Genomic DNA, 18,723 nt, shown 5'->3' with positions numbered 1-18,723 from the left:
TCCGGGGCTCCTTACGCGGCCGAAGAGTCGGCGGCGTGCTCGGCGATCAGCTCGCGGGCGGCATCGAGGTCGGCCGGCGTCTTCAGCGCCAGCGTCCGCACACCGGGCAGGGCGCGCTTGGCGATGCCCGTCAGGGTGCCGCCGGGGGCCGCTTCGATGATCGCCGTGACGCCCAGCTCCTTGAAGGTCTCCATGCACAGGTCCCAGCGGACCGGGTTGGCCACCTGGCCGACCAGCCGCCGCACGACATCGTCGCCCTCCGTCACCACCGCTCCGTCGCGGTTGGAGACGTAGCGGGTGCGCGGGTCGGCCGGCTCCAGCTCGCGGGCCGCGGCCTCCAGGACGGAGACCGCCGGGGCCATGTGCTCGGTGTGGAAGGCGCCCGCGACCTTCAGCGGCACGACGCGGCGGGTGCCCTCGGGCTTGTCCGCGGCGAGCGCCGCCAGCTGTTCCATGGTACCGGCGGCAACGATCTGACCGGCGCCGTTGACGTTCGCCGGGGTCAGGCCGAGCTTCTCCAGATGCGGGAGGACGACGTCGGCCTCCCCGCCCAGCAGCGCCGACATGCCCGTCTCGGTGACGGCGGCGGCCTCGGCCATCGCCAGGCCCCGCTTGCGGACGAGCAGCATCGCGTCCCGCTCGGACAGCACGCCCGCCAGGGCGGCCGCGGCGAGCTCGCCGACGCTGTGCCCGGCGGTGGCACCCACCAGTCGTGCGACGTCATCGCCGGCGGGGAAGAGCCGGCCCGCGGACACCAGCGCGGCGGCGACCAGCAGCGGCTGGGCGACGGCGGTGTCCCGGATCTCTTCCTCTCCGGCGTTCGTGCCGTAGTGGACGAGGTCCAGGTCGATGGCCTCCGACCACTCCCGCAGGCGGTCGGCGACACCGGGAAGGTCGAGCCAGGGGGTCAGGAAGCCGGGCGTCTGAGCGCCCTGGCCGGGAGCGACGAGTACGAGCACCCTCACACTCTCTCTCGTGGACGGGTTCTGCCACCCGTGGGGACAGGGACGAAGAACCGTCAGGGGAATTGTTTGCGTTCCACAAAAGCCTACGGCTGTCACTCGGCGGCGGCCAGACGCCCCAGGATCAGCGCGATGCGGAGGGTGAAGGCCGAGCGGACATCGGAGGGTGACCATCCGGTGACGTCCGTCACACGTCGGAGCCGGTACCGCACGGTGTTTGGGTGGACGAACAGCATCCGCGCCGCGCCCTCCAGGCTGCTCGCCTGCTCCAGGTAGACGCTCAGCGTCTCCAGCAGCGCCGAACCCGCCTCCTCCAGCGGTCTGTAGATCTCCTCCACCAACTGCACCCGCGCCACAGGATCACCGGCCATCGCGCGCTCCGGCAGGAGATCGTCGGCGAGCACCGGGCGGGGGGCGTCCGGCCAGGCCGCGCACGCCTTCAGGCCCGCCGCGGCGGCCTGCGCGGAACGGGTCGCCGCCAGCAGATCGGGGACGACGGGACCGGCCACCACCGGCCCGGCGGCGAACGGCCCGATCAGCGCCTTCGCCGCCTGCAGCGGGTTGTCGCTGCCCCCGGCGATCACCACCAGGCGGGTGCCCAGCACCCCGGTCAGCACCTGGAGCTTGGCGTGCCGGGACGCCCGCCGGATGGCCTCCACGGTCAGCTCGCTGTCGCCGTTCGGCGCCGTCCCCAGCACCACCGCGACGTGCGCCGGCGAGTTCCAGCCCAGCGCCGCGGCCCGGGACAGCACCCCCTCGTCCGCCTCGCCCGACAGCACCGCGTTGACCACCAGCGACTCCAGCCGCGCGTCCCACGCGCCACGCGCCTCGGCGGCCTGCGCGTACACCTGTGCGGTGGCGAAGGCGATCTCCCGGGCGTAGACGAGCAGCGCCTCACGCAGCGCCGACTCGTCACCCGGCGCGGCGACCTCGTCGATCGCCGACTCCATGACCTCGATCGTCGTCCGGACCATCTCCACGGTCTGGCGCAAAGTGATCGCCCGGGTCAGCTCGCGGGGCGCGGTCCCGAAGACGTCCGTACTGATCGCCTGCGGGGTCTCCGGATGCCGGAACCACTCCGTGAAAGCCGCGATGCCGGCCTGGGCCACCAGCCCGATCCACGAGCGGTTCTCCGGCGGCATCGCCCGGTACCACGGAAGCTGCGCGTCCATCCTGGCGATGGCGGCGGCGGCCAGGGTCCCGGACGACTTCTCCAGGTTGCGCAGGGTGGCGCTGTGCGGATGCGGTGGGTGAGCGGCGGATTCAGGCACGGGGACAAGCCTGCCCTATTCGGGTGCGCCACGGGGCGGCCGGGCTACCGTAGCCCGATGATCGAGCTGTGGCGGGCGGCGGAACGGTATCGCGGAGGGGACGCGGAGGCCGGCATCGTGACGCGGCACGCGTTCTCCTTCTCCGGTTTCTACGACCCCGACAACGTGCGCTTCGGCCCGCTGATCGCCTGCAACGAGGAGTCGCTCGCGCCGGGCGCGGGGTTCGACGAGCACCCGCACCGGGACGTGGAGATCGTGACGTGGGTGGTGGAGGGGGAGCTGACGCATGAGGACTCGGCCGGGCATGTCGTGACGGTCCGTCCTGGCGACGTGCAGTGGTTGAGTGCCGGGGCGGGGGTTCGGCATGTGGAACGCAATGCTTCCGGGGTGCCGCTGCGGTTCGTGCAGATGTGGCTCGATCCGGTCGAGGGCGGTGGCGCGCCGGCGTACGAGGTGGCGCGTTCCGTGCGCGACGGGGTTGTGCTCGCGGTCCCGAACGCTGGTGCGGCGCTGCACGTCCTGCGCCCCCGAGCCGGTGAGCGGTGCGCCCTGCCTGCGGCGGAGTGGCTCTATGCGCACGTGGTGCGGGGGGTTGTGGGGCTGGGGGAGGAGGAGCTGACGGCAGGGGACTCGGCTCGGGTGCGTGATGCTTCGGGACTGGATGTGGTTGCGGTGGGGGGTGGGGCTGAGGTTTTGGTGTGGTGCCCCTGACCCGCCCTTTCGCCGTTTCCTGGGGCTGCGCCCCAGACCCCGTGAAAGCGGCTCCGCCGCTTGTCCTCAAACTCCCCCAGAGGGGGCACCCCCAACGGGCTGAAGTGTGCGCCCGGGCGCGCTATCCAGCCCGTCCGGCGTTTGAGGACAACCGCGCGGAGCGCGGTTTCGGGGGTGCGGGGGCTTGCCCCCGCAAGAAACGGTGAATGGGGGTGCCCCCTCTGGGGGAGGGGTTGGGGCTACTCCCCGCCGAGTTCGGCGAGCACCGCATCCGACAACGCCGGCCACACCTTCACCGCCCACGCCCCGAAGTCCCGGTCCGTCAAGGCGACGCACGCCGCCCCCGCCTCCGGGTCGATCCACAGGAACGTCCCGGACTGCCCGAAGTGGCCGTATGTGCGCGGCGAGTTGAGGGAGCCCGTCCAGTGCGGCGACTTGCCGTCGCGGAGCTCGAATCCCAACCCCCAGTCGTTGGGCCGCTGGTGGCCGTACCCGGGCAGTACGCCGGTGACGCCGGGGAAGACGACCGTCGTCGCCTCGGCCAGCGTCTCGCGCGAGAGCAGCCGCGGTGCCTGCAACTCCGCCGCGAAGCGGCAGAGGTCGTCGACGGTGGAGACGCCGTCCTTGGCGGGGGAGCCGGGGAGGTCGGTGGCGGTCATGCCGAGGGGTTCCAGGACCGCTTGGCGGAGGTACTCGGCGAACGGGATGTCCGTCGCCTTGGCGATGTGGTCGCCGAGGACCTCGAAGCCGGCGTTGGAGTAGAGCCGCCGGGTGCCGGGCTCGGCCGCCGGACGGTGTTCGTCGAAGGCCAGTCCCGAGGTGTGGGCGAGGAGGTGACGGACCGTGGAGCCGGCCGGGCCGGCGGGCTCGTCGAGTTCGATCGCGCCCTCCTCGACGGCGATGAGCGCGGCGTAGGCGGCGAGCGGTTTGGTGACCGAGGCGAGGGCGAAGCGGTGCGCGGTCGGTCCGTGCGTTCCGGCCACCGTTCCGTCGGCCCGTACGACGGCCGCCGCGGCGGTCGGCACCGGCCAGTTCTCGATCTTCCGCAGGCTCTGCAGGCTCTCCATGGGACGAGCCTAAGCCACTCGGCAGGTCCAAGATTCCGTCAAGGATCCGGGGGTGCGGAGTGCGGCGCACCGCTTCGGCGTTGCCCAGGAGTGAACAGGGTGCCGGAAGGGACCGCGGGGACACGAGGGGGAGCCAGCGTATGACCGTCATCGACACCACACCGGCAGGGGCGCCGGCCGACACCGGACGCCGCGTCCGGGGCGCCGGCCGCGGCCGGTACACGATCGGCGAGGTGGCCGCGTACACCGGACTGTCCGCCCACACCCTGCGCTGGTACGAGCGGATCGGCCTGATGCCGCACGTCGACCGCTCCCACACGGGCCAGCGCCGCTACACCGACCGCGACCTGGACTGGCTGGACCTGGTCGGCAAGCTGCGGCTGACCGGGATGCCGGTGGCGGACATGGTCCGCTACGCCGAACTCGTCCGCGAGGGCGAGGCGACGGTCGCCGAGCGCGAACGGCTGCTGAGCGCGCACCGCGAGGACGTCCGGCGGCGGATGGCCGAGCTCAGGAGCACGCTCGACGTCCTCGACCGGAAGATCGACCGGTACGCGGAGGCCCGGCGCGCCGACGAGGAGCGCTACGCCGCCCCCGGCTTCACCAGGCCCGACTCGTAGGCGAAGATCACCGCCTGGGCCCGGTCGCGCAGCCCCAGCTTGGCCAGCACCCGCCCGATGTGCGTCTTCACCGTCTGCTCCGCCAGCACCAGCGATCCGGCGATCTCCTGGTTGGACAGCCCGCGGGCGATCAGCTCCAGTACCTCCGTCTCGCGTGGCGTCAAACCCTTCAGCCGCAGTGAGCGGTCCCGGCGCGGGGCGGGTCGCTGCCGGGCGAAGTCCGCGATGAGGCGGCGGGTCACCGACGGCGCGAGCAGCGCCTCGCCGGCCGCCACCACCCGGACCGCCGAGATGAGGTCGGCCGGCGGCGCGTCCTTGAGGAGGAAGCCGGAGGCGCCGGCGCGCAGCGCCTCGTAGACGTAGTCGTCCACGTCGAAGGTGGTCAGCATCAGCACCTTCGGGCGGTGGACGACCCCGGCCGGGGGGTCGAGGAGGCGGCGGGCGGCCTCCAGGCCGTCCATCTCCGGCATACGGACGTCCATCAGCACCACGTCCGGGTGGACGGTGCGGCTCAGCTCCACGCCCCGGACGCCGTCGGGGGCGTCCCCCACCACGTCGATGTCGGGCTGGGCGGCGAGCAGGGCGGCGAAGCCCGCCCGCACCATCGCCTGGTCGTCGACGATGATCACCTTGATGGTCATGCGGCCGGGGATTCCTTGTCTGTCGGCGCGGTCGGCGTTGTCGGTTCGGTGACGGGACTCGGCGCGTCCGGCGCGTCCTGCGCCTCCGCCGCGTACGGCAGCCGGGCCGCCACCCGGAAGCCGCCGTCCGGCAGCGGGCCGGTGTCGAGGCTGCCGCCGACCAGGCGGACGCGCTCGCGCATGCCCACCAGGCCGTGGCCGGTGCCGGTGGTCTCCAGCGGGACGTGCGGGCGGCCGGCGGGGGCGTTGACGACGAGGACGGTCAGCCCCTCGGCGTCCGCCGCGACCGAGACGCGGGTGTCGGAGCCCGGCGCGTGCCGGACGGCATTGGCCAGGGCCTCCTGGACGATGCGGTACGCGGACAGGTCCACGGCCTGCGGCAGTCGCTCCGGTGCCGCTTCCCTGTCGAGCGCGAGCTCGACCGGCTGCCCGGCCCGTACCGTCGCCTCGACCAGCTGCCCGATCCGGTCCACGCCGGGCTGCGGGGTCCGCTCCCCGCCGCCCTGCCCCGCGTCCTCGCTGCGCAGCACGCCCAGCAGCCGGCGCATCTCGCTCAGCGACTCGCGCGCGGTGGCGGCGATCGTGCCGAACTCCTCGGTGGCCTCCAGCGGCAGGCCCGCGATGCGGTACGGGGCGCTGTCCGCCTGCACGGTGATCACCGACATGTGGTGGGCGACGACGTCGTGCAGCTCGCGGGCGATCCGCGCACGCTCCTCCAGCAGCGTCCGGCGGGCCCGCTCGGCCTCGCTGATCGTCGCCTGCTCGTCGAGGGCGCGCTGCGCCCGGTCGCTCCTCTGCAACGCCGCGCCGAGCAGCAGCAGTGTGCCGCCGAGCAGCGTCACGATCAGCCAACTGCCGTTGCTGCGCTGCGGATCGGAGGCGTCGAAGCCGTAGCTCAGGACCGTGTAGCCGGCCCAGACCGCCAGCATCGTGCGGGCGCGGGCGCGCAGGCCCAGGAAGAACAGGATCGGGAGGTACGCGATGAGGAGGGTGGGGGGCCAGGGCCAGACGCCGTGCGGTGCCGCCTCCGGGGGATGGTGAGGGCGCAGGCGGTCCCCGCGGTGAACGTGATCGCCCAGGCGAGGAGGGGCTTGCGGACGGCGAGGAGGAGGGGGCCGGTCTCCAGGGTGGCGTAGAGCAGGGCCAGGCCCGGGTGCACGCCGTAGTCGTTCGGGAGGATCGTCGCCGTGACCGGGAGGAGGATCGCTGTGAGGAGGGCTGTGAGGGCGTGGGGGAGGCGGTGGCGGAGTGAGGCTTTGGGCATGGCTCGCTCAGCGTAAGGGAAGGGGCGTGGGAGGGGGCGGGACGCCTGCGGCGGGCTGTGCCCCGGCCCCGCCCCTTCGCCGATTCCCGGGGGCAAGCCCCCGGACCCCCCAAACCGCGCTTCGCGCGGTTGCCCTCAAACGCCGGGCGGGCTGAAGTGTGCGCCCGGGCGCGCTATCCAGCCCATCCGGCGTTTGAGGACGAGCGGCGAAGCCGCGAAAAGCGGGGTCTGGGGCGCAGCCCCAGGAAACGGCGAAGGGGCGGGACCGGGGCACCCCCACCCGAAGGGCACCCCTAAAGCTCCGCCAGCAACTCCGCCTTCTTCGCGCTGAATTCCTCATCCGTCAGCAACCCCGCCGAATGCAGATCCCCAAGGTGCCGGATCCGATCCGCGATGGCCCCGGGATCGGGCCGCGCCGCGGGCGACGGGGACGGAGACGGCGCCACCGGCACGGGCGACGACGCCCGCACAGACTGAAGCACCGCCGCCGCGAACGGCAAGGACTCGTGCACGGGCCCGTACCCCATCCCGAACACCACGGACGCCGGATCCTGGTCCACCTGCCCGGGTGTGGGCCGTTCCGGGTCGCGGAGGACGAGGCGGAGGTGGCCGCCCATGAGGTCGGGGGAGCGCCACTGGACGTCGGCGAGTTCGCCTATGGCGAAGCGCTGGTCACCGGCCTTCCATTTGGCGGAGGTCGCGCCGGACCAGAACCAGCGGAAGGCGACGGTCCGGCCGTCGAAGGTGGCCCGGCCGTCGTACGCCTTGAAGGAGCGCGGTGGCTCGGGGGCGGTGACGAGGGGGTGTTCCGCGGGTTCGGCCGCGTCGGGGCCGAGCAGGGCGCGTATCTCCTCGGCGTAGTACTCGGCGAGGGTGGCGCGCTCGGCGGGCAGGACCAGCCGGTAGGGGTCGGTGCCCTCCTTCAACTGGCCGTCGGCGGCGTCCATCAGCGGATCGGCGCCGGGCCTGGGCACGGCGCGCAGCACCACCGTGCCGCGTCTGCCCGGCACGTGTTCGACCGCCGCGAGCGCCTCGTAGGGGATGCGCCGTTCACCGAGCGCCTGGAGCAGCTTCGGTGTCCGGATCCCCCGTTCGAAGCGGATGAGCACGGAGTCGGTGTCGAACTCCCAGACGGTGTGGAAACCGGCCAGCACATCACCCATGCGGGTCATCGTATGCGGCGCCCGCCCGCGCGTCCCCCCTCCGGAGCTACGCGCGTCATGCGTCAGCGGGGGGCGGTGGTGCCGGCGGCGCAGTCGGTGTCGGACGGGGAGCAGCGGATTCCGCTGGTGTCCCCGGTGCCCAGGCGGGCGAAGTTGGCGAGGCTGACGGTGCCGGGCCGGAAGTAGCCGGCGTGCCCGTCGGCGTCGGCGGCGGAGAGCAGGCGGGCGCCGAAGCCGTCGGACACGGGGTCGGCGCCGTGGCCGAGGCCGCCGACCTCCATGTGCGGGACGTCCCTGATCCAGTCGTCGGCGTCGCGCATGGCCCATATCCGGGCGCTGGTGTGCAGGTCGGAGACGTTCCGGGCGCGCATGCCGGGGCTGCCGGCGACGGCGATGTCGGTGACGCGGGTGTCGAGGTCGCGGGCGGCGACGCCGCACACCACCGAGCCGTAGCTGTGGCAGAAGAGGGAGACGGAGGAGCCGCCGGGCAGTCCGCGCACCAGGGCGCGCAGCCGCAGCGCGCCCTCGGCGGCGAGCTTGCCGGTGGCCGCGTCCACCCCCACGCCGGCGGGCGAGGTGTAGTCGGCCCAGGCGATGACGGCGGTACGGGCGGCGGGGCGGATGCTGCGCTCGGTGGTGTACAGGGCGTCGGCCATCCCGACGGGGGCGGCGTACGGACGTCCGCTCTTCTCGAACGTGAGGACGTTCGTATCGACACCGGGCACCACGACGGACACCCGCTCGGCGTGTTCGAGGTCGCCGAGGACCTCCGCGACCCGTCCGGTGCCGCTCGGGTCGAAGGCGAGGATCTGCCGGTCGTGGGAGAGCAGCGAGTCGAAGCGGTGCATGCGCCGCTTGGCCTCGTAGCGGCCGGCCGGGGTGAGGCCGTTGTCGCGGGTGCGGCGCTCCTCGACGGTACGGGCCTGGGTGAGGGCCGTCCGGTTGGCGCGGTAGCGGAGGGACACCGGGGCGCCGTTGAGGTTGCCGACGACGAGGGGGTAGCGGTCGGCGAGCCGGGTGCGGTCGGGGCGGGAGAGGGCGGCGAAGAACCGTCCGAGCACGCCCGGGTCCGCGTAGGGGGACGGGAGCGGGTGCCCGGCGACGCTGCCGTGCAGCCAGGCCGTCAGCGCCGCGCGGCGCGGGTCGGCCGCCGCGCCGCGGCCGCGGACGGCGGTCCAGCCGGTCGTGGTCAGCATGACGAAGACCACGGTGAGCGCGAGCAGTGCGCGCCAGACCGTGGCCGTGTTCGTCCACGGCGAGGAGGGAGAGCCGAGCTCCGGGAAGGAAGTCACCGCGGACCACACTAGGAGAAAGGACGGCGCGTCCGCCAAGACAGTGGCGAGGATCACGTTTGATCGCAAGTGACGCTGGACATACGTGCGCTGCCTCACTCGGCTCCGCCACCGGCCGGCGCCCCGTGGGTCACCTGGGGTCCGGGCCGGCCTCCGTCGGGGTCCGCCAGGCGTCGGTCAGGGCCGGGCCGAGCAGTCCGAGGTAGTCCGTGACCAGGCGGAGCAGATCGTCCAGGTCGCCGTTCTCCTTCTCGCCCCAGACCCGGGACGCGGCCCGCAACACCCCGCTGCACGCGGCGACCAGGACCCGCGGCCGGGGGTCGGTGGCCAGGTCGACGCCCTCGCGACGGGCGATCTCGGCCGCCAGCCGGTCCTCGAGGTGGCCGAGGCGGCGCAGCCGGGCGGCCAGCAGCGGCGGGGTCGACTCGATCATGCGCTGGGTGGTCAGGTGCAGTTCGAGCGGGACGACGTCCTCGATGGCGCGGCTCATCGCGTCCCACGTGGCCAGGGCCGCCTGGCACATCGCGGTGAGCGGCGGCTCCTCCGGCGGGCGGGACTCCAGGGCGTCGAGCGCCACGGCCTCCTCGATCTCCTGGAGGGCGAGCGCGACCTCCTCCTTGTTGGCGAAGTAGCGGAAGAAGGTGCGCTGGGAGACGTCGGCGGCCTCGGCGATCTCGTCGACGGTGGTGCCGTCGTACCCCTTGCGGGCGAACAGCTCCAGGGCGTGCAGGGTCAGGGCGTTCCGTGTCCGCTGCTTCTTGCGTTCCCGCAGTCCGAGGAGCGTCTCACGCTCCGCCACGCCGTCGATCGCCTGCATGGATCCCTGCCTCTGCTCGGTGTTTCCGCTGGCCAGAATAGTGCTCTGGACAAGTTGTCAGATAACGACTCAAGGCACTGTTTGTCAATTGTCAGTGGCTGCCATAATCTCGGTGCATGACGTCTCAGACCACCGTCGCGGACGCGACGCCGCCGGACCTCGGGCCCCGGAGTGGACTGCGGGGACATCCCTGGCTGACTCTTGTGACGGTCGCGATAGGCGTGATGATGGTCGCGCTCGACGGCACGATCGTCGCCATCGCCAACCCGGCCATCCAGAAGGACCTGGACGCTTCGCTCGCCGACGTCCAATGGATCACCAACGCCTACCTCCTCGCCCTCGCGGTCGCGCTGATCACGGCCGGAAAGCTGGGCGACCGCTTCGGGCACCGCCTGATCTTCCTCATCGGTACCACCGGATTCGCCGCCGCCTCGGGACTCATCGCCCTCTCCGGAAGCGTGTCGATGGTCGTCGCCTTCCGAGTGCTCCAGGGCCTCTGCGGCGCCCTCCTGATGCCGGCCGCGCTCGGCATGCTGCGGGCGACCTTCCCGCCCGAGAAGCTCAACATGGCCATCGGCCTCTGGGGCATGGTCATCGGCGCGTCCACCGCGGGCGGGCCGATCGTCGGCGGGCTGCTGGTCGAGCATGTGAACTGGCAGTCCGTCTTCTTCATCAACGTGCCGGTGGGCGCGCTCGGGCTGGTCATGGGGCTGGTCTTCCTCAAGGACCACCGGGCCGAGAACGCCCCCCGCTCCTTCGACTTCCTGGGCATCGCACTGCTCTCCGGCGCGATGTTCTGTCTCGTCTGGGCCCTCATCAAGGCGCCCAAGTGGCAGTGGGGCGACGCCAAGACGCTGATCTTCCTGGCGGCGGCGCTGGTGGGCTTCGTCATCTTCGTCCTCTGGCAGAACCGGGTGCGCGAGCCCCTGCTGCCGATGAGGCTCTTCCGGTCCGTGCCGCTCTCCGCCGGCGCCGCCCTGATCGTCCTGATGGCCTTCTCCTTCATGGGCGGTCTCTTCTACGTCACCTTCTACCTGCAGAACGTGCACGGGATGACGCCGGTCGACGCGGGTCTGCACCTGTTGCCGCTCACCGGGATGATGATCGTCGCGTCGCCGGTGGCCGGTGCGGTGATCGGGCGGGTCGGGCCGCGGATCCCGCTGTTCGTGGGCATGGTGTGCACCGCCGTGGCCTGCTTCGGCATGTCCGCCCTGAAGGTGGACTCCGGCACCGGCCTGATGTCCGTCTGGTTCGCCCTCTTCGGCATCGGCCTGGCCCCGGTCATGGTCGGCGCCACCGAGGTGATCGTCGGCAACGCGCCGCTGGAGCACGCGGGTCTGGCCGGTGGCCTCCAGCAGGGGTCCATGCAGGTCGGCGGCACCCTCGGCACGGCCGTCCTGGGCGCCGTCATGGCCTCGCGGGTCGGGCACGAGCTGCCGGAGAAGTGGGCCGACGCCGGGCTGCCGCCGCTGTCGAAGGAGCAGAAGGACGCGGCCTCCGCCGTGGTCGAGGTCGGCGTCCCGCCGGTGCCCAAGGGCACCCCGCCGGAGGTCGCCGGGAAGATCGCCGGGGCCGCGCACGAGACCTTCGTGTCCGGGATGAGCATCTCGTTCGTCGTCGCCGGCTGCGTCGCCGTCGCCGCCGCCCTGCTCGCCCTGCTCACCCGGCGGGGCGAGAACGCCGAGGCCGCCCAGGGCGCAGCGCACATCTGACCGCCGCGCGCCGCCCACGCTCTCCGGGCTCACGAATAGCCCGAACGGGCGAAGGGGCCCCGGCCGGTTCTCACCGGCCGGGGCCCCTTCACCTGTCTCGCGGGACGACCCTTACGCGTCGCCGCCCGCGGCGCCCGGGTCGGCCGCCGCCACGTCGAGCAGCTGGTAGCGGTCGATCGCCTGCTTCAGCGCCGAGCGGTCGACCTTGCCCTCCTTGGCGAGCTCGGTGAGCACGCCCAGGACGATCGACTGCGCGTCGATGTGGAAGAAGCGACGGGCCGCGCCACGGGTGTCGGCGAAGCCGAAGCCGTCGGCGCCCAGCGACTGGTACGTGCCCGGCACCCAGCGCGCGATCTGGTCGGGAACGGCACGCATCCAGTCGGACACGGCCACCTTCGGACCTTCGGCGCCGGCGAGCTTCTTCGTCACGTACGGGACGCGCTGCTCCTCCTCCGGGTGGAGCAGGTTGTGCTCCTCCACGGCGATGGCGTCGCGGCGCAGCTCGTTCCAGGAGGTCGCCGACCAGACGTCCGCCTTGACGTTCCACTCCTCGGCGAGGATCTTCTGGGCCTCGATCGCCCACGGCACGGCCACGCCGGAGGCGAGGATCTGCGCCGGGATGGCGCCGGCCTCGCCCGCCTTGTAGCGGTACAGACCCTTGAGGATGCCCTCGGCGTCCACGTTCTCCGGCTCGGCCGGGTGCTGGATCGGCTCGTTGTAGACGGTGAGGTAGTAGAAGATGTCCTCGGCGTTCTCGCCGTACATCCTCCGCAGACCGTCCTGGACGATGTGCGCGATCTCGTAGCCGAACGCCGGGTCGTACGCGACGACGGCCGGGTTGGTGGAGGCCAGCAGGTGCGAGTGGCCGTCCGCGTGCTGGAGGCCCTCACCCGTCAGGGTGGTCCGCCCGGCGGTCGCGCCGAGGACGAAACCGCGCGCGAGCTGGTCGGCCATCTGCCAGAACTGGTCACCGGTGCGCTGGAACCCGAACATCGAGTAGAAGACGTAGATCGGGATCAGCGGCTCGCCGTGCGTGGCGTACGCGGAACCGGCCGCGATCAGCGACGCGGTGCAGCCCGCCTCGGAGATGCCGTCGTGCAGCATCTGACCGGTCGGGGACTCCTTGTACGCGAGCAGCAGCTCGCGGTCCACGGACTCGTACTGCTGGCCCAGCGGGTTGTAGATCTTCGCCGAGGGGAACAGCGAGTCCATGCCGAAGGTGCGGTACTCGTCCGGGGCGATCGGCACGAAGCGCTTGCCGATCTCCTTGTCCCGCATCAGGTCCTTGAGCAGGCGGACGAACGCCATGGTGGTGGCGATCGACTGCTGGCCGGAGCCCTTCTTGGTCGGCGCGTACGCCTTGTCGCCGGGCAGGGTCAGCGGCTTGGAGCGGTCCACACGGGTGGGCACGTAGCCGCCGAGCGCCTTGCGGCGGTCGTGCATGTACTGGATCTCCTCCGAGTCGCGACCCGGGTGGTAGTACGGCGGCAGGCCGGACTCCAGCTCCTTGTCGGCGATCGGGATGTGGAGGCGGTCCCGGAAGCGCTTCAGGTCCTCGACCGTCAGCTTCTTCATCTGGTGGGTCGCGTTGCGGCCCTCGAAGTTCGGGCCGAGCGTCCAGCCCTTGACCGTCTGCGCCAGGATCACGGTCGGCTGGCCCTTGTGGGCCTTGGCCGCCGCGTACGCCGCGTAGATCTTCTTGTGGTCGTGACCGCCGCGGCCCAGGTGCAGGATCTGGTCGTCGGTCATGCCCTCGACCATCTTGCGGAGACGGTGGTCGTCGCCGAAGAAGTGCTCACGGATGTACGCGCCGGTCTCGGTGGCGTACGTCTGGAACTGGCCGTCGGGGGTGCTGTTCAGCTTGTTGACCAGGATGCCGTCCCGGTCCTGGGCCAGCAGCGGGTCCCAGGAGCGGTCCCACACCAGCTTGATCACGTTCCAGCCGGCGCCGCGGAACTGCGACTCCAGCTCCTGCATGATCTTGCCGTTGCCGCGCACCGGGCCGTCGAGGCGCTGCAGGTTGCAGTTGACGACGAAGGTCAGGTTGTCCAGGCCCTCACGCGCGGCCAGGGACAGCTGGCCGAGCGACTCGGGCTCGTCCATCTCGCCGTCGCCCAGGAACGCCCAGACGTGCGACTTGGAGGTGTCGGCGATGCCGCGCGACTCCATGTAGCGGTTCATCCGGGCCTGGTAGATCGCGCCCAGCGGGCCGAGGCCCATGGAGACGGTCGGGAACTCCCAGAAGTCCGGCATCAGCCGCGGGTGCGGGTACGACGACAGGCCGTAGGGGGCCTTCGACTTCTCCTGGCGGAAGGCGTCGAGCTGCTGCTCGGAGAGGCGGTCCAGCAGGAAGGCGCGGGCGTAGACACCCGGCGAGGCGTGGCCCTGGAAGAAGATCTGGTCGCCGCCGTCGCCCTCGTCCTTGCCCCGGAAGAAGTGGTTGAAGCCCACGTCGTACAGGGAGGCGGAGGAGGCGAACGTGGCGATGTGACCGCCGACGCCGATCCCCGGGCGCTGGGCGCGGGAGACCATCACGGCCGCGTTCCACCGGGTCGCGTTGAGGACCTTGCGCTCGATCTCCTCGTTGCCGGGGAAGAACGGCTCGTCCTTGGTCGCGATGGTGTTGACGTAGTCCGTGCTGCGCATCTCGGGCACGGCCACACGCTTCTCGCGCGCCCGCTCGATCAGGCGAAGCATGAGGTAGCGGGCACGTTCCCGGCCCCGCTCGTCGACGGCCGCGTCGAGCGAGTCGAGCCACTCCTGGGTCTCTTCGGGATCGAAGTCCGGGACCTGGCTGGGAAGACCGCCAATGATGATCGGGTTGCGATCGGATCCGGAAGCCACGCTGTTCCTTCGCTGTTCGGGTGTGTCGTGCTCTGCACGCAATCGTTGCTGCGCACGCGGTCACATACTGTCTTCGCTTATGTCGCGCCGGCTCCCATCGTGGACCGCGGCGACGGAAACGTCATCTCTACCGGGCGGTAACCACCACCCGGTAGACGAAGCGTCGGAGGGCGGCCGCCACGCGGCGGCCAAATCGCAACCATACGCCCCCTATGGGGGTCCCTCGCGTACGGCCGTTCGGCCCCGACCGCCGCAATCCCAGGGAGTAACTTCGCAAACCCGGCGGAACGCTGTGGCGTGAATCACTCGCGCCCGCTGCCTCATGATGGGAGTTGCCACGAGACGTCAACGTTTGGGAGGGATCGCTGAGCGGGTACTTGCGCGATCCGTCCGGCACGTGTGGACTACGCCCAATGCCTCGCGTACGCGGGAGGCACGACAGTTTCTCGAAAGATGACAGGAGGCAATCCGTGAGCGCGACCGCGGACCACGCGGAGGAGCGGACCAACCCCGCCGCAAGGCTGGGTTTCGAGCCCGGACAGGTGGTCCAGGAGATCGGTTACGACGACGACGTCGACCACGATCTCCGTGAAGGTATCGAGTCCCTCATCGGCCAGGACCTCGTGGACGAGGACTACGACGACGTGGCCGACGTCGTCCTGCTGTGGTTCCGGGATGAGGACGGAGACCTCACGGACGCGCTGGTGGATGCCATCGGTCTGCTGGAGGACGGCGGCCTGATCTGGCTGCTGACGCCCAAGACCGGCCGCGACGGCTACATCGAGCCGAGCGACATCTCCGAGGCCTCCCAGACCGCCGGCCTCTCCCAGAGCAAGAGCATCAGCGTGGGCAAGGACTGGACCGGCACGCGCCTGGTGACCCCCAAGCGCTGAGCCCGCCCGTTGGCGGCCCCACCGCGCCCCCGGCAGCACCGCTGCCGGGGGCGCCGTGCGTCCCCCGGGACGGCAGTGACAGACTGGCCGCCTACCCGCGCCGGCGGCCGGGGCCGCAGACCCGCGGGCCCGGGGCCGGCCCGCCGAGAGAGGGATGCGACCTATGGCGATCGACGTCGGCACCGAGGCCCCGGACTTCGCGCTGAAGAACCAGCACGGCGAGACCGTCCGCCTCTCCGACTTCCGCGGTGAGAAGAACGTCGTCCTGCTCTTCTACCCGTTCGCCTTCACCGGCGTCTGCACCGGCGAGCTCTGCGCCCTCCGCGACGAGCTGCCGCACTTCGTCAACGACGACGTCCAGCTGCTCGCGGTCTCCAACGACGCGCCGTTCTCGCTGCGCGTCTTCGCCGAGCAGGAGAAGCTCGACTACCCGCTGCTCTCCGACTTCTGGCCGCACGGCGAGGTCAGCCGCGCCTACGGCGTCTTCGACGAGGAGAAGGGCTGCGCGCTGCGCGGCACCTTCATCATCGACAAGCAGGGCGTCGTCCGCTGGACGATCGTCAACGGGCTGCCCGACGCACGCGACCTGAACGAGTACACCCGGGAACTGGCCGCGCTCTGAGCAAGACCCTGGGATCGGTGGGAACCGGTCACTAGGATCCACACGTTCACCGGATGCCATCGCACAACCGGGGGCAGGGCCGGCCGGCCAGGCCCCTCGAACCAATGGAGGACTCGTGGGAGTCAGTCTCAGCAAGGGCGGCAACGTCTCGCTGACCAAGGCAGCCCCGAACCTGACCGCGGTCATCGTCGGTCTCGGCTGGGACGCCCGTACCACCACCGGTACGGATTTCGACCTGGACGCCAGTGCGCTGCTCACCAACGACCAGGGCAAGGTCGCGAACGACCAGAACTTCGTGTTCTTCAACAACCTGAAGAGCCCGGACGGTTCGGTCGAGCACACCGGTGACAACCTCACCGGTGAGGGCGAGGGCGACGACGAGGTCATCAAGGTCAACCTGGCCGGCGTCCCCGCCGATGTGCACAAGATCGTGTTCCCGGTGTCCATCTACGACGCCGAGAGCCGTCAGCAGAGCTTCGGCCAGGTGCGGAACGCGTACATCCGCGTGGTCAACCAGGCGGACGGCTCCGAGCTGGCCCGCTACGACCTGAGCGAGGACGCCTCGACCGAGACCGCCATGGTCTTCGGCGAGCTGTACCGCAACGGTGCGGAGTGGAAGTTCCGCGCCATCGGCCAGGGTTACGCCTCGGGCCTGCGTGGCATCGCGCAGGACTTCGGGGTCAACGTCTGACCGACGGCCCGGCCGCCCAAGCGGCCACAGGCGGCTCACCTCCGGCGCCGTACTCCCGTGTTCAGGCAGCCCGTACCGGGCAGTCCGGGAGTACGGCGCCGGACGTGCGCGGCGACCTACGTTCAACTCGGGGAGGAACAGGACCATGGGTGTCACGCTCGCCAAGGGAGGCAACGTCTCCCTCTCCAAGCACGCGCCGAACCTGACGGCCATCGTGGTCGGTCTGGGCTGGGACGCCCGCACCACCACCGGCGCGGACTTCGACCTGGACGCCAGCGCCCTGCTGTGCGCCTCCGGGAGGGTGCTCGGCGACGAGTACTTCGTCTTCTACAACAACCTCAAGAGCCCCGAGGGTTCGGTCGAGCACACCGGCGACAACCTCACCGGCGAGGGTGACGGCGACGACGAGACCATCCTGGTCGACCTCGCCAAGGTCCCGGCGGCCTGCGACAAGATCGTGTTCCCGGTCTCCATCCACGAGGCCGACCTCCGCGGTCAGAACTTCGGCCAGGTCAGCAACGCCTACATCCGCGTGGTCAACCAGGCGGACGGCTCCGAGCTGGCCCGCTACGACCTGAGCGAGGACGCCTCCAGCGAGACAGCGATGATCTTCGGTGAGGTGTACCGGTACGGCGGCGAATGGAAGTTCCGCGCGGTCGGACAGGGGTATGCGTCGGGTCTGCGGGGGATCGCCCTGGACTTCGGCGTCAACGTCTCGTGATCGACGCACGGTAGGCGCGGGCGCACGCGGCGTCGTCACGGGAGCCTTGATGGCACCGGGCGGCGCCGCGTGCGCCCGAAGGTCGGCCCTCCCGGCTGCGGGGCGAGCCCTCTAGACTGCGTGGTCAACGTTTAGTAAAGCCGCGGACAGCGCGGACAGCATCGCAGCGAAGGATTGGGTAGCCAGTGCTCCTGAAAACCTTTGGTTGGTCGTTCGCCATCACGGCGATCGGCTTTGCCTTGGCCGGCGTGCTCTGGGGGTGGAAAGGGCTGGCGCTCGTCGCGATCCTGTCCGTCCTGGAGATCTCGCTCTCGTTCGACAACGCGGTCATCAACGCCGGCATCCTCCGGAAGATGAACGCCTTCTGGCAGAAGATGTTCCTGACAGTGGGCATCCTCATCGCCGTCTTCGGCATGAGGCTGGTCTTCCCGGTCGTCATCGTGGCCATCACCGCCAAGCTCGGGCCCATCGAGGCCGTCGACGTGGCGATCAACGACCACCACCGCTACGAGCAGCTCGTCACCGGCGCCCATCCGGCGATCGCCGCGTTCGGCGGGATGTTCCTGCTCATGATCTTCCTGGACTTCGTCTTCGAGGACCGGGACATACAGTGGCTGGGCCCGGTGGAGCGGTTCCTCGCGCGGCTGGGCAAGGTCGAGGGCCTGTCGGTCATCGTCTCCCTGGTGGTGCTGATCATCGCGGCCACCACCGTGGCCACCTCCGTCCCGGTGCACGGCGGGGACGGCACGGTCGACAAGGCCGCCACGGTGCTGCTGGCCGGGGTCGGCGGTCTGGTGACGTACCTGGTCGTAGGCGGGATCTCCGGGTTCTTCGAGGAGCGCCTGGAGGACGAGGAGGAGGACGCCGAGGAGTCCGCTCCGGCGGAGAAGAAGAGCGGCGGCTCGGTCGTCGGGCTGGCCGGCAAGGCCGCGTTCTTCATGTTCCTCTACCTGGAGGTCATCGACGCCTCCTTCTCCTTCGACGGGGTCATCGGCGCCTTCGCGATCACCAACGACATCTTCGTGATGGCGCTGGGCCTCGGCATCGGTGCGATGTACATCCGCTCCCTGACGGTCTTCCTGGTCCGCAAGGGAACCCTGGACGACTACGTCTACCTGGAGCACGGCGCGCACTACGCGATCGGCGCGCTCGCCCTGATCCTGCTGGCCACGATCAAGTACGACATCCCCGAGGTCGTCACCGGCCTCATCGGCGTGGCCCTGATCGGCCTCTCGTTCTGGTCCTCGGTGGCGCGCAACCGCAAGGAGGCCGCGGCCGGGGACGGCGACGGAAGCCGTCAGGAGGTCACCTCCGGGGTGTGACCCCGGCACCTGCGCGGGAACCCTCTGAGCGGGGCGGCGGTGAGATCACCTCACGGCCGTCCCGCTCACCGGTTTCCGGGGCGGAAACCGGACCGCGAGGGTGGGGGCAG

The 18,723-nt window shown here is 71.1% G+C and carries 17 protein-coding genes; 8 read left to right on the top strand and 9 right to left on the bottom strand.

The genetic code is table 11. The annotated features are described in order from the left end of the window. Window positions 1-11: 11 nt before the first annotated feature. Both ACQEVS_RS10815 and ACQEVS_RS10810 read right to left on the bottom strand, forming a co-directional pair. The gene (locus tag ACQEVS_RS10815; RefSeq protein WP_433018597.1) at window positions 12-959 is read right to left on the bottom strand and encodes an ACP S-malonyltransferase; all 948 of its coding nucleotides are present in this window, start codon (window positions 957-959) and stop codon (window positions 12-14) included. Window positions 960-1,057: 98 nt separating this feature from the next. After that, the gene (locus ACQEVS_RS10810; protein WP_433018594.1) at window positions 1,058-2,233 is read right to left on the bottom strand and encodes a PucR family transcriptional regulator; all 1,176 of its coding nucleotides are present in this window, start codon (window positions 2,231-2,233) and stop codon (window positions 1,058-1,060) included. A gap of 57 nt (window positions 2,234-2,290) precedes the next feature. Between ACQEVS_RS10810 and ACQEVS_RS10805 the strand changes: the two genes are divergently transcribed. Continuing rightward, a complete protein-coding gene (locus tag ACQEVS_RS10805) occupies window positions 2,291-2,944 on the top strand; it encodes a pirin family protein (RefSeq protein WP_433018591.1) in 654 nt (217 codons plus the stop codon). A gap of 239 nt (window positions 2,945-3,183) precedes the next feature. Here the strand turns inward: ACQEVS_RS10805 and ACQEVS_RS10800 are convergent, their stop codons facing one another. Continuing rightward, window positions 3,184-4,011, bottom strand: coding sequence for a serine hydrolase domain-containing protein (locus tag ACQEVS_RS10800; protein WP_433018588.1), 828 nt, complete (start codon window positions 4,009-4,011; stop codon window positions 3,184-3,186). A gap of 140 nt (window positions 4,012-4,151) precedes the next feature. On the opposite strand from ACQEVS_RS10800, the gene ACQEVS_RS10795 reads away from it, so the two are divergent. Beyond that, a complete protein-coding gene (locus tag ACQEVS_RS10795) occupies window positions 4,152-4,631 on the top strand; it encodes a MerR family transcriptional regulator (RefSeq protein WP_433018585.1) in 480 nt (159 codons plus the stop codon). Here the strand turns inward: ACQEVS_RS10795 and ACQEVS_RS10790 are convergent. The 5 genes from ACQEVS_RS10790 to ACQEVS_RS10770 all read right to left on the bottom strand — a co-directional run bounded on the left by ACQEVS_RS10790 (window position 4,595) and on the right by ACQEVS_RS10770 (window position 9,808). Continuing rightward, window positions 4,595-5,272, bottom strand: a complete 678-nt coding sequence (locus tag ACQEVS_RS10790) for a response regulator (protein ID WP_185940675.1) — start codon at window positions 5,270-5,272, stop codon at window positions 4,595-4,597. The genes ACQEVS_RS10795 and ACQEVS_RS10790 overlap by 37 nt on opposite strands. Then, window positions 5,269-6,201: a sensor histidine kinase gene (locus ACQEVS_RS10785; protein ID WP_433018582.1), complete on the bottom strand. Its 933-nt coding sequence runs from the start codon at window positions 6,199-6,201 to the stop codon at window positions 5,269-5,271. Before ACQEVS_RS10785 ends, ACQEVS_RS10790 begins: the two co-directional genes overlap by 4 nt. Before the next feature lie 628 nt (window positions 6,202-6,829). After that, window positions 6,830-7,699 carry a DUF4429 domain-containing protein gene (locus ACQEVS_RS10780; protein ID WP_433018579.1) on the bottom strand — a complete coding sequence of 290 codons (870 nt, stop codon included), beginning with the start codon at window positions 7,697-7,699 and terminating at the stop codon, window positions 6,830-6,832. Between the two features lie 62 nt (window positions 7,700-7,761). Then, window positions 7,762-8,991 carry an alpha/beta hydrolase gene (locus tag ACQEVS_RS10775; RefSeq protein ID WP_433018576.1) on the bottom strand — a complete coding sequence of 410 codons (1,230 nt, stop codon included), beginning with the start codon at window positions 8,989-8,991 and terminating at the stop codon, window positions 7,762-7,764. Window positions 8,992-9,121: 130 nt separating this feature from the next. Beyond that, window positions 9,122-9,808: a TetR family transcriptional regulator gene (locus tag ACQEVS_RS10770; RefSeq protein ID WP_433018573.1), complete on the bottom strand. Its 687-nt coding sequence runs from the start codon at window positions 9,806-9,808 to the stop codon at window positions 9,122-9,124. A 116-nt stretch (window positions 9,809-9,924) separates the two neighbouring features. Between ACQEVS_RS10770 and ACQEVS_RS10765 the strand changes: the two genes are divergently transcribed. After that, window positions 9,925-11,520 carry an MFS transporter gene (locus ACQEVS_RS10765; RefSeq protein ID WP_433018570.1) on the top strand — a complete coding sequence of 532 codons (1,596 nt, stop codon included), beginning with the start codon at window positions 9,925-9,927 and terminating at the stop codon, window positions 11,518-11,520. 111 nt (window positions 11,521-11,631) lie between these two features. Here the strand turns inward: ACQEVS_RS10765 and aceE are convergent, their stop codons facing one another. Then, the gene (gene aceE, locus ACQEVS_RS10760) at window positions 11,632-14,364 is read right to left on the bottom strand and encodes a pyruvate dehydrogenase (acetyl-transferring), homodimeric type (protein WP_433018567.1); all 2,733 of its coding nucleotides are present in this window, start codon (window positions 14,362-14,364) and stop codon (window positions 11,632-11,634) included. Between the two features lie 470 nt (window positions 14,365-14,834). On the opposite strand from aceE, the gene ACQEVS_RS10755 reads away from it, so the two are divergent. From ACQEVS_RS10755 to ACQEVS_RS10735, 5 genes are all read left to right on the top strand, one after another. Next, a complete protein-coding gene (locus ACQEVS_RS10755; RefSeq protein WP_433018564.1) occupies window positions 14,835-15,257 on the top strand; it encodes a DUF3052 domain-containing protein in 423 nt (140 codons plus the stop codon). 163 nt (window positions 15,258-15,420) lie between these two features. Continuing rightward, window positions 15,421-15,879 (top strand): peroxiredoxin, encoded by a 459-nt coding sequence (locus tag ACQEVS_RS10750; RefSeq protein WP_004946731.1) that lies wholly within the window; start codon window positions 15,421-15,423, stop codon window positions 15,877-15,879. Window positions 15,880-15,994: 115 nt separating this feature from the next. Beyond that, complete coding sequence (locus tag ACQEVS_RS10745; protein WP_433018559.1) at window positions 15,995-16,570, top strand: TerD family protein; 576 nt, start codon at window positions 15,995-15,997, stop codon at window positions 16,568-16,570. A 145-nt stretch (window positions 16,571-16,715) separates the two neighbouring features. After that, window positions 16,716-17,291, top strand: coding sequence for a TerD family protein (locus ACQEVS_RS10740; protein ID WP_004946723.1), 576 nt, complete (start codon window positions 16,716-16,718; stop codon window positions 17,289-17,291). 185 nt (window positions 17,292-17,476) lie between these two features. Next, window positions 17,477-18,613 carry a DUF475 domain-containing protein gene (locus ACQEVS_RS10735; protein ID WP_433018555.1) on the top strand — a complete coding sequence of 379 codons (1,137 nt, stop codon included), beginning with the start codon at window positions 17,477-17,479 and terminating at the stop codon, window positions 18,611-18,613. Window positions 18,614-18,723 lie beyond the last annotated feature (110 nt).

This window comes from Streptomyces sp. CA-181903 (assembly GCF_050937075.1).
GTDB lineage: Bacteria > Actinomycetota > Actinomycetes > Streptomycetales > Streptomycetaceae > Streptomyces.
This window is presented reverse-complemented; position numbering and strand designations above follow the sequence as displayed.

Excerpts from the sequence above, each read along its gene's own strand:
- ACQEVS_RS10765 (WP_433018570.1), top strand. The coding sequence starts at position 9,925 with ATGACGTCTCAGACCACCGTCGCGGACGCGACGCCGCCGGACCTCGGG.
- ACQEVS_RS10800 (WP_433018588.1), bottom strand. The coding sequence starts at position 4,011 with ATGGAGAGCCTGCAGAGCCTGCGGAAGATCGAGAACTGGCCGGTGCCG.
- ACQEVS_RS10790 (WP_185940675.1), bottom strand. The coding sequence starts at position 5,272 with ATGACCATCAAGGTGATCATCGTCGACGACCAGGCGATGGTGCGGGCG.
- ACQEVS_RS10795 (WP_433018585.1), top strand. The coding sequence starts at position 4,152 with ATGACCGTCATCGACACCACACCGGCAGGGGCGCCGGCCGACACCGGA.
- ACQEVS_RS10770 (WP_433018573.1), bottom strand. The coding sequence starts at position 9,808 with ATGCAGGCGATCGACGGCGTGGCGGAGCGTGAGACGCTCCTCGGACTG.
- ACQEVS_RS10780 (WP_433018579.1), bottom strand. The coding sequence starts at position 7,699 with ATGGGTGATGTGCTGGCCGGTTTCCACACCGTCTGGGAGTTCGACACC.
- ACQEVS_RS10785 (WP_433018582.1), bottom strand. The coding sequence starts at position 6,201 with ATGCTGGCGGTCTGGGCCGGCTACACGGTCCTGAGCTACGGCTTCGAC.
- ACQEVS_RS10740 (WP_004946723.1), top strand. The coding sequence starts at position 16,716 with ATGGGTGTCACGCTCGCCAAGGGAGGCAACGTCTCCCTCTCCAAGCAC.
- ACQEVS_RS10750 (WP_004946731.1), top strand. The coding sequence starts at position 15,421 with ATGGCGATCGACGTCGGCACCGAGGCCCCGGACTTCGCGCTGAAGAAC.
- ACQEVS_RS10805 (WP_433018591.1), top strand. The coding sequence starts at position 2,291 with ATGATCGAGCTGTGGCGGGCGGCGGAACGGTATCGCGGAGGGGACGCG.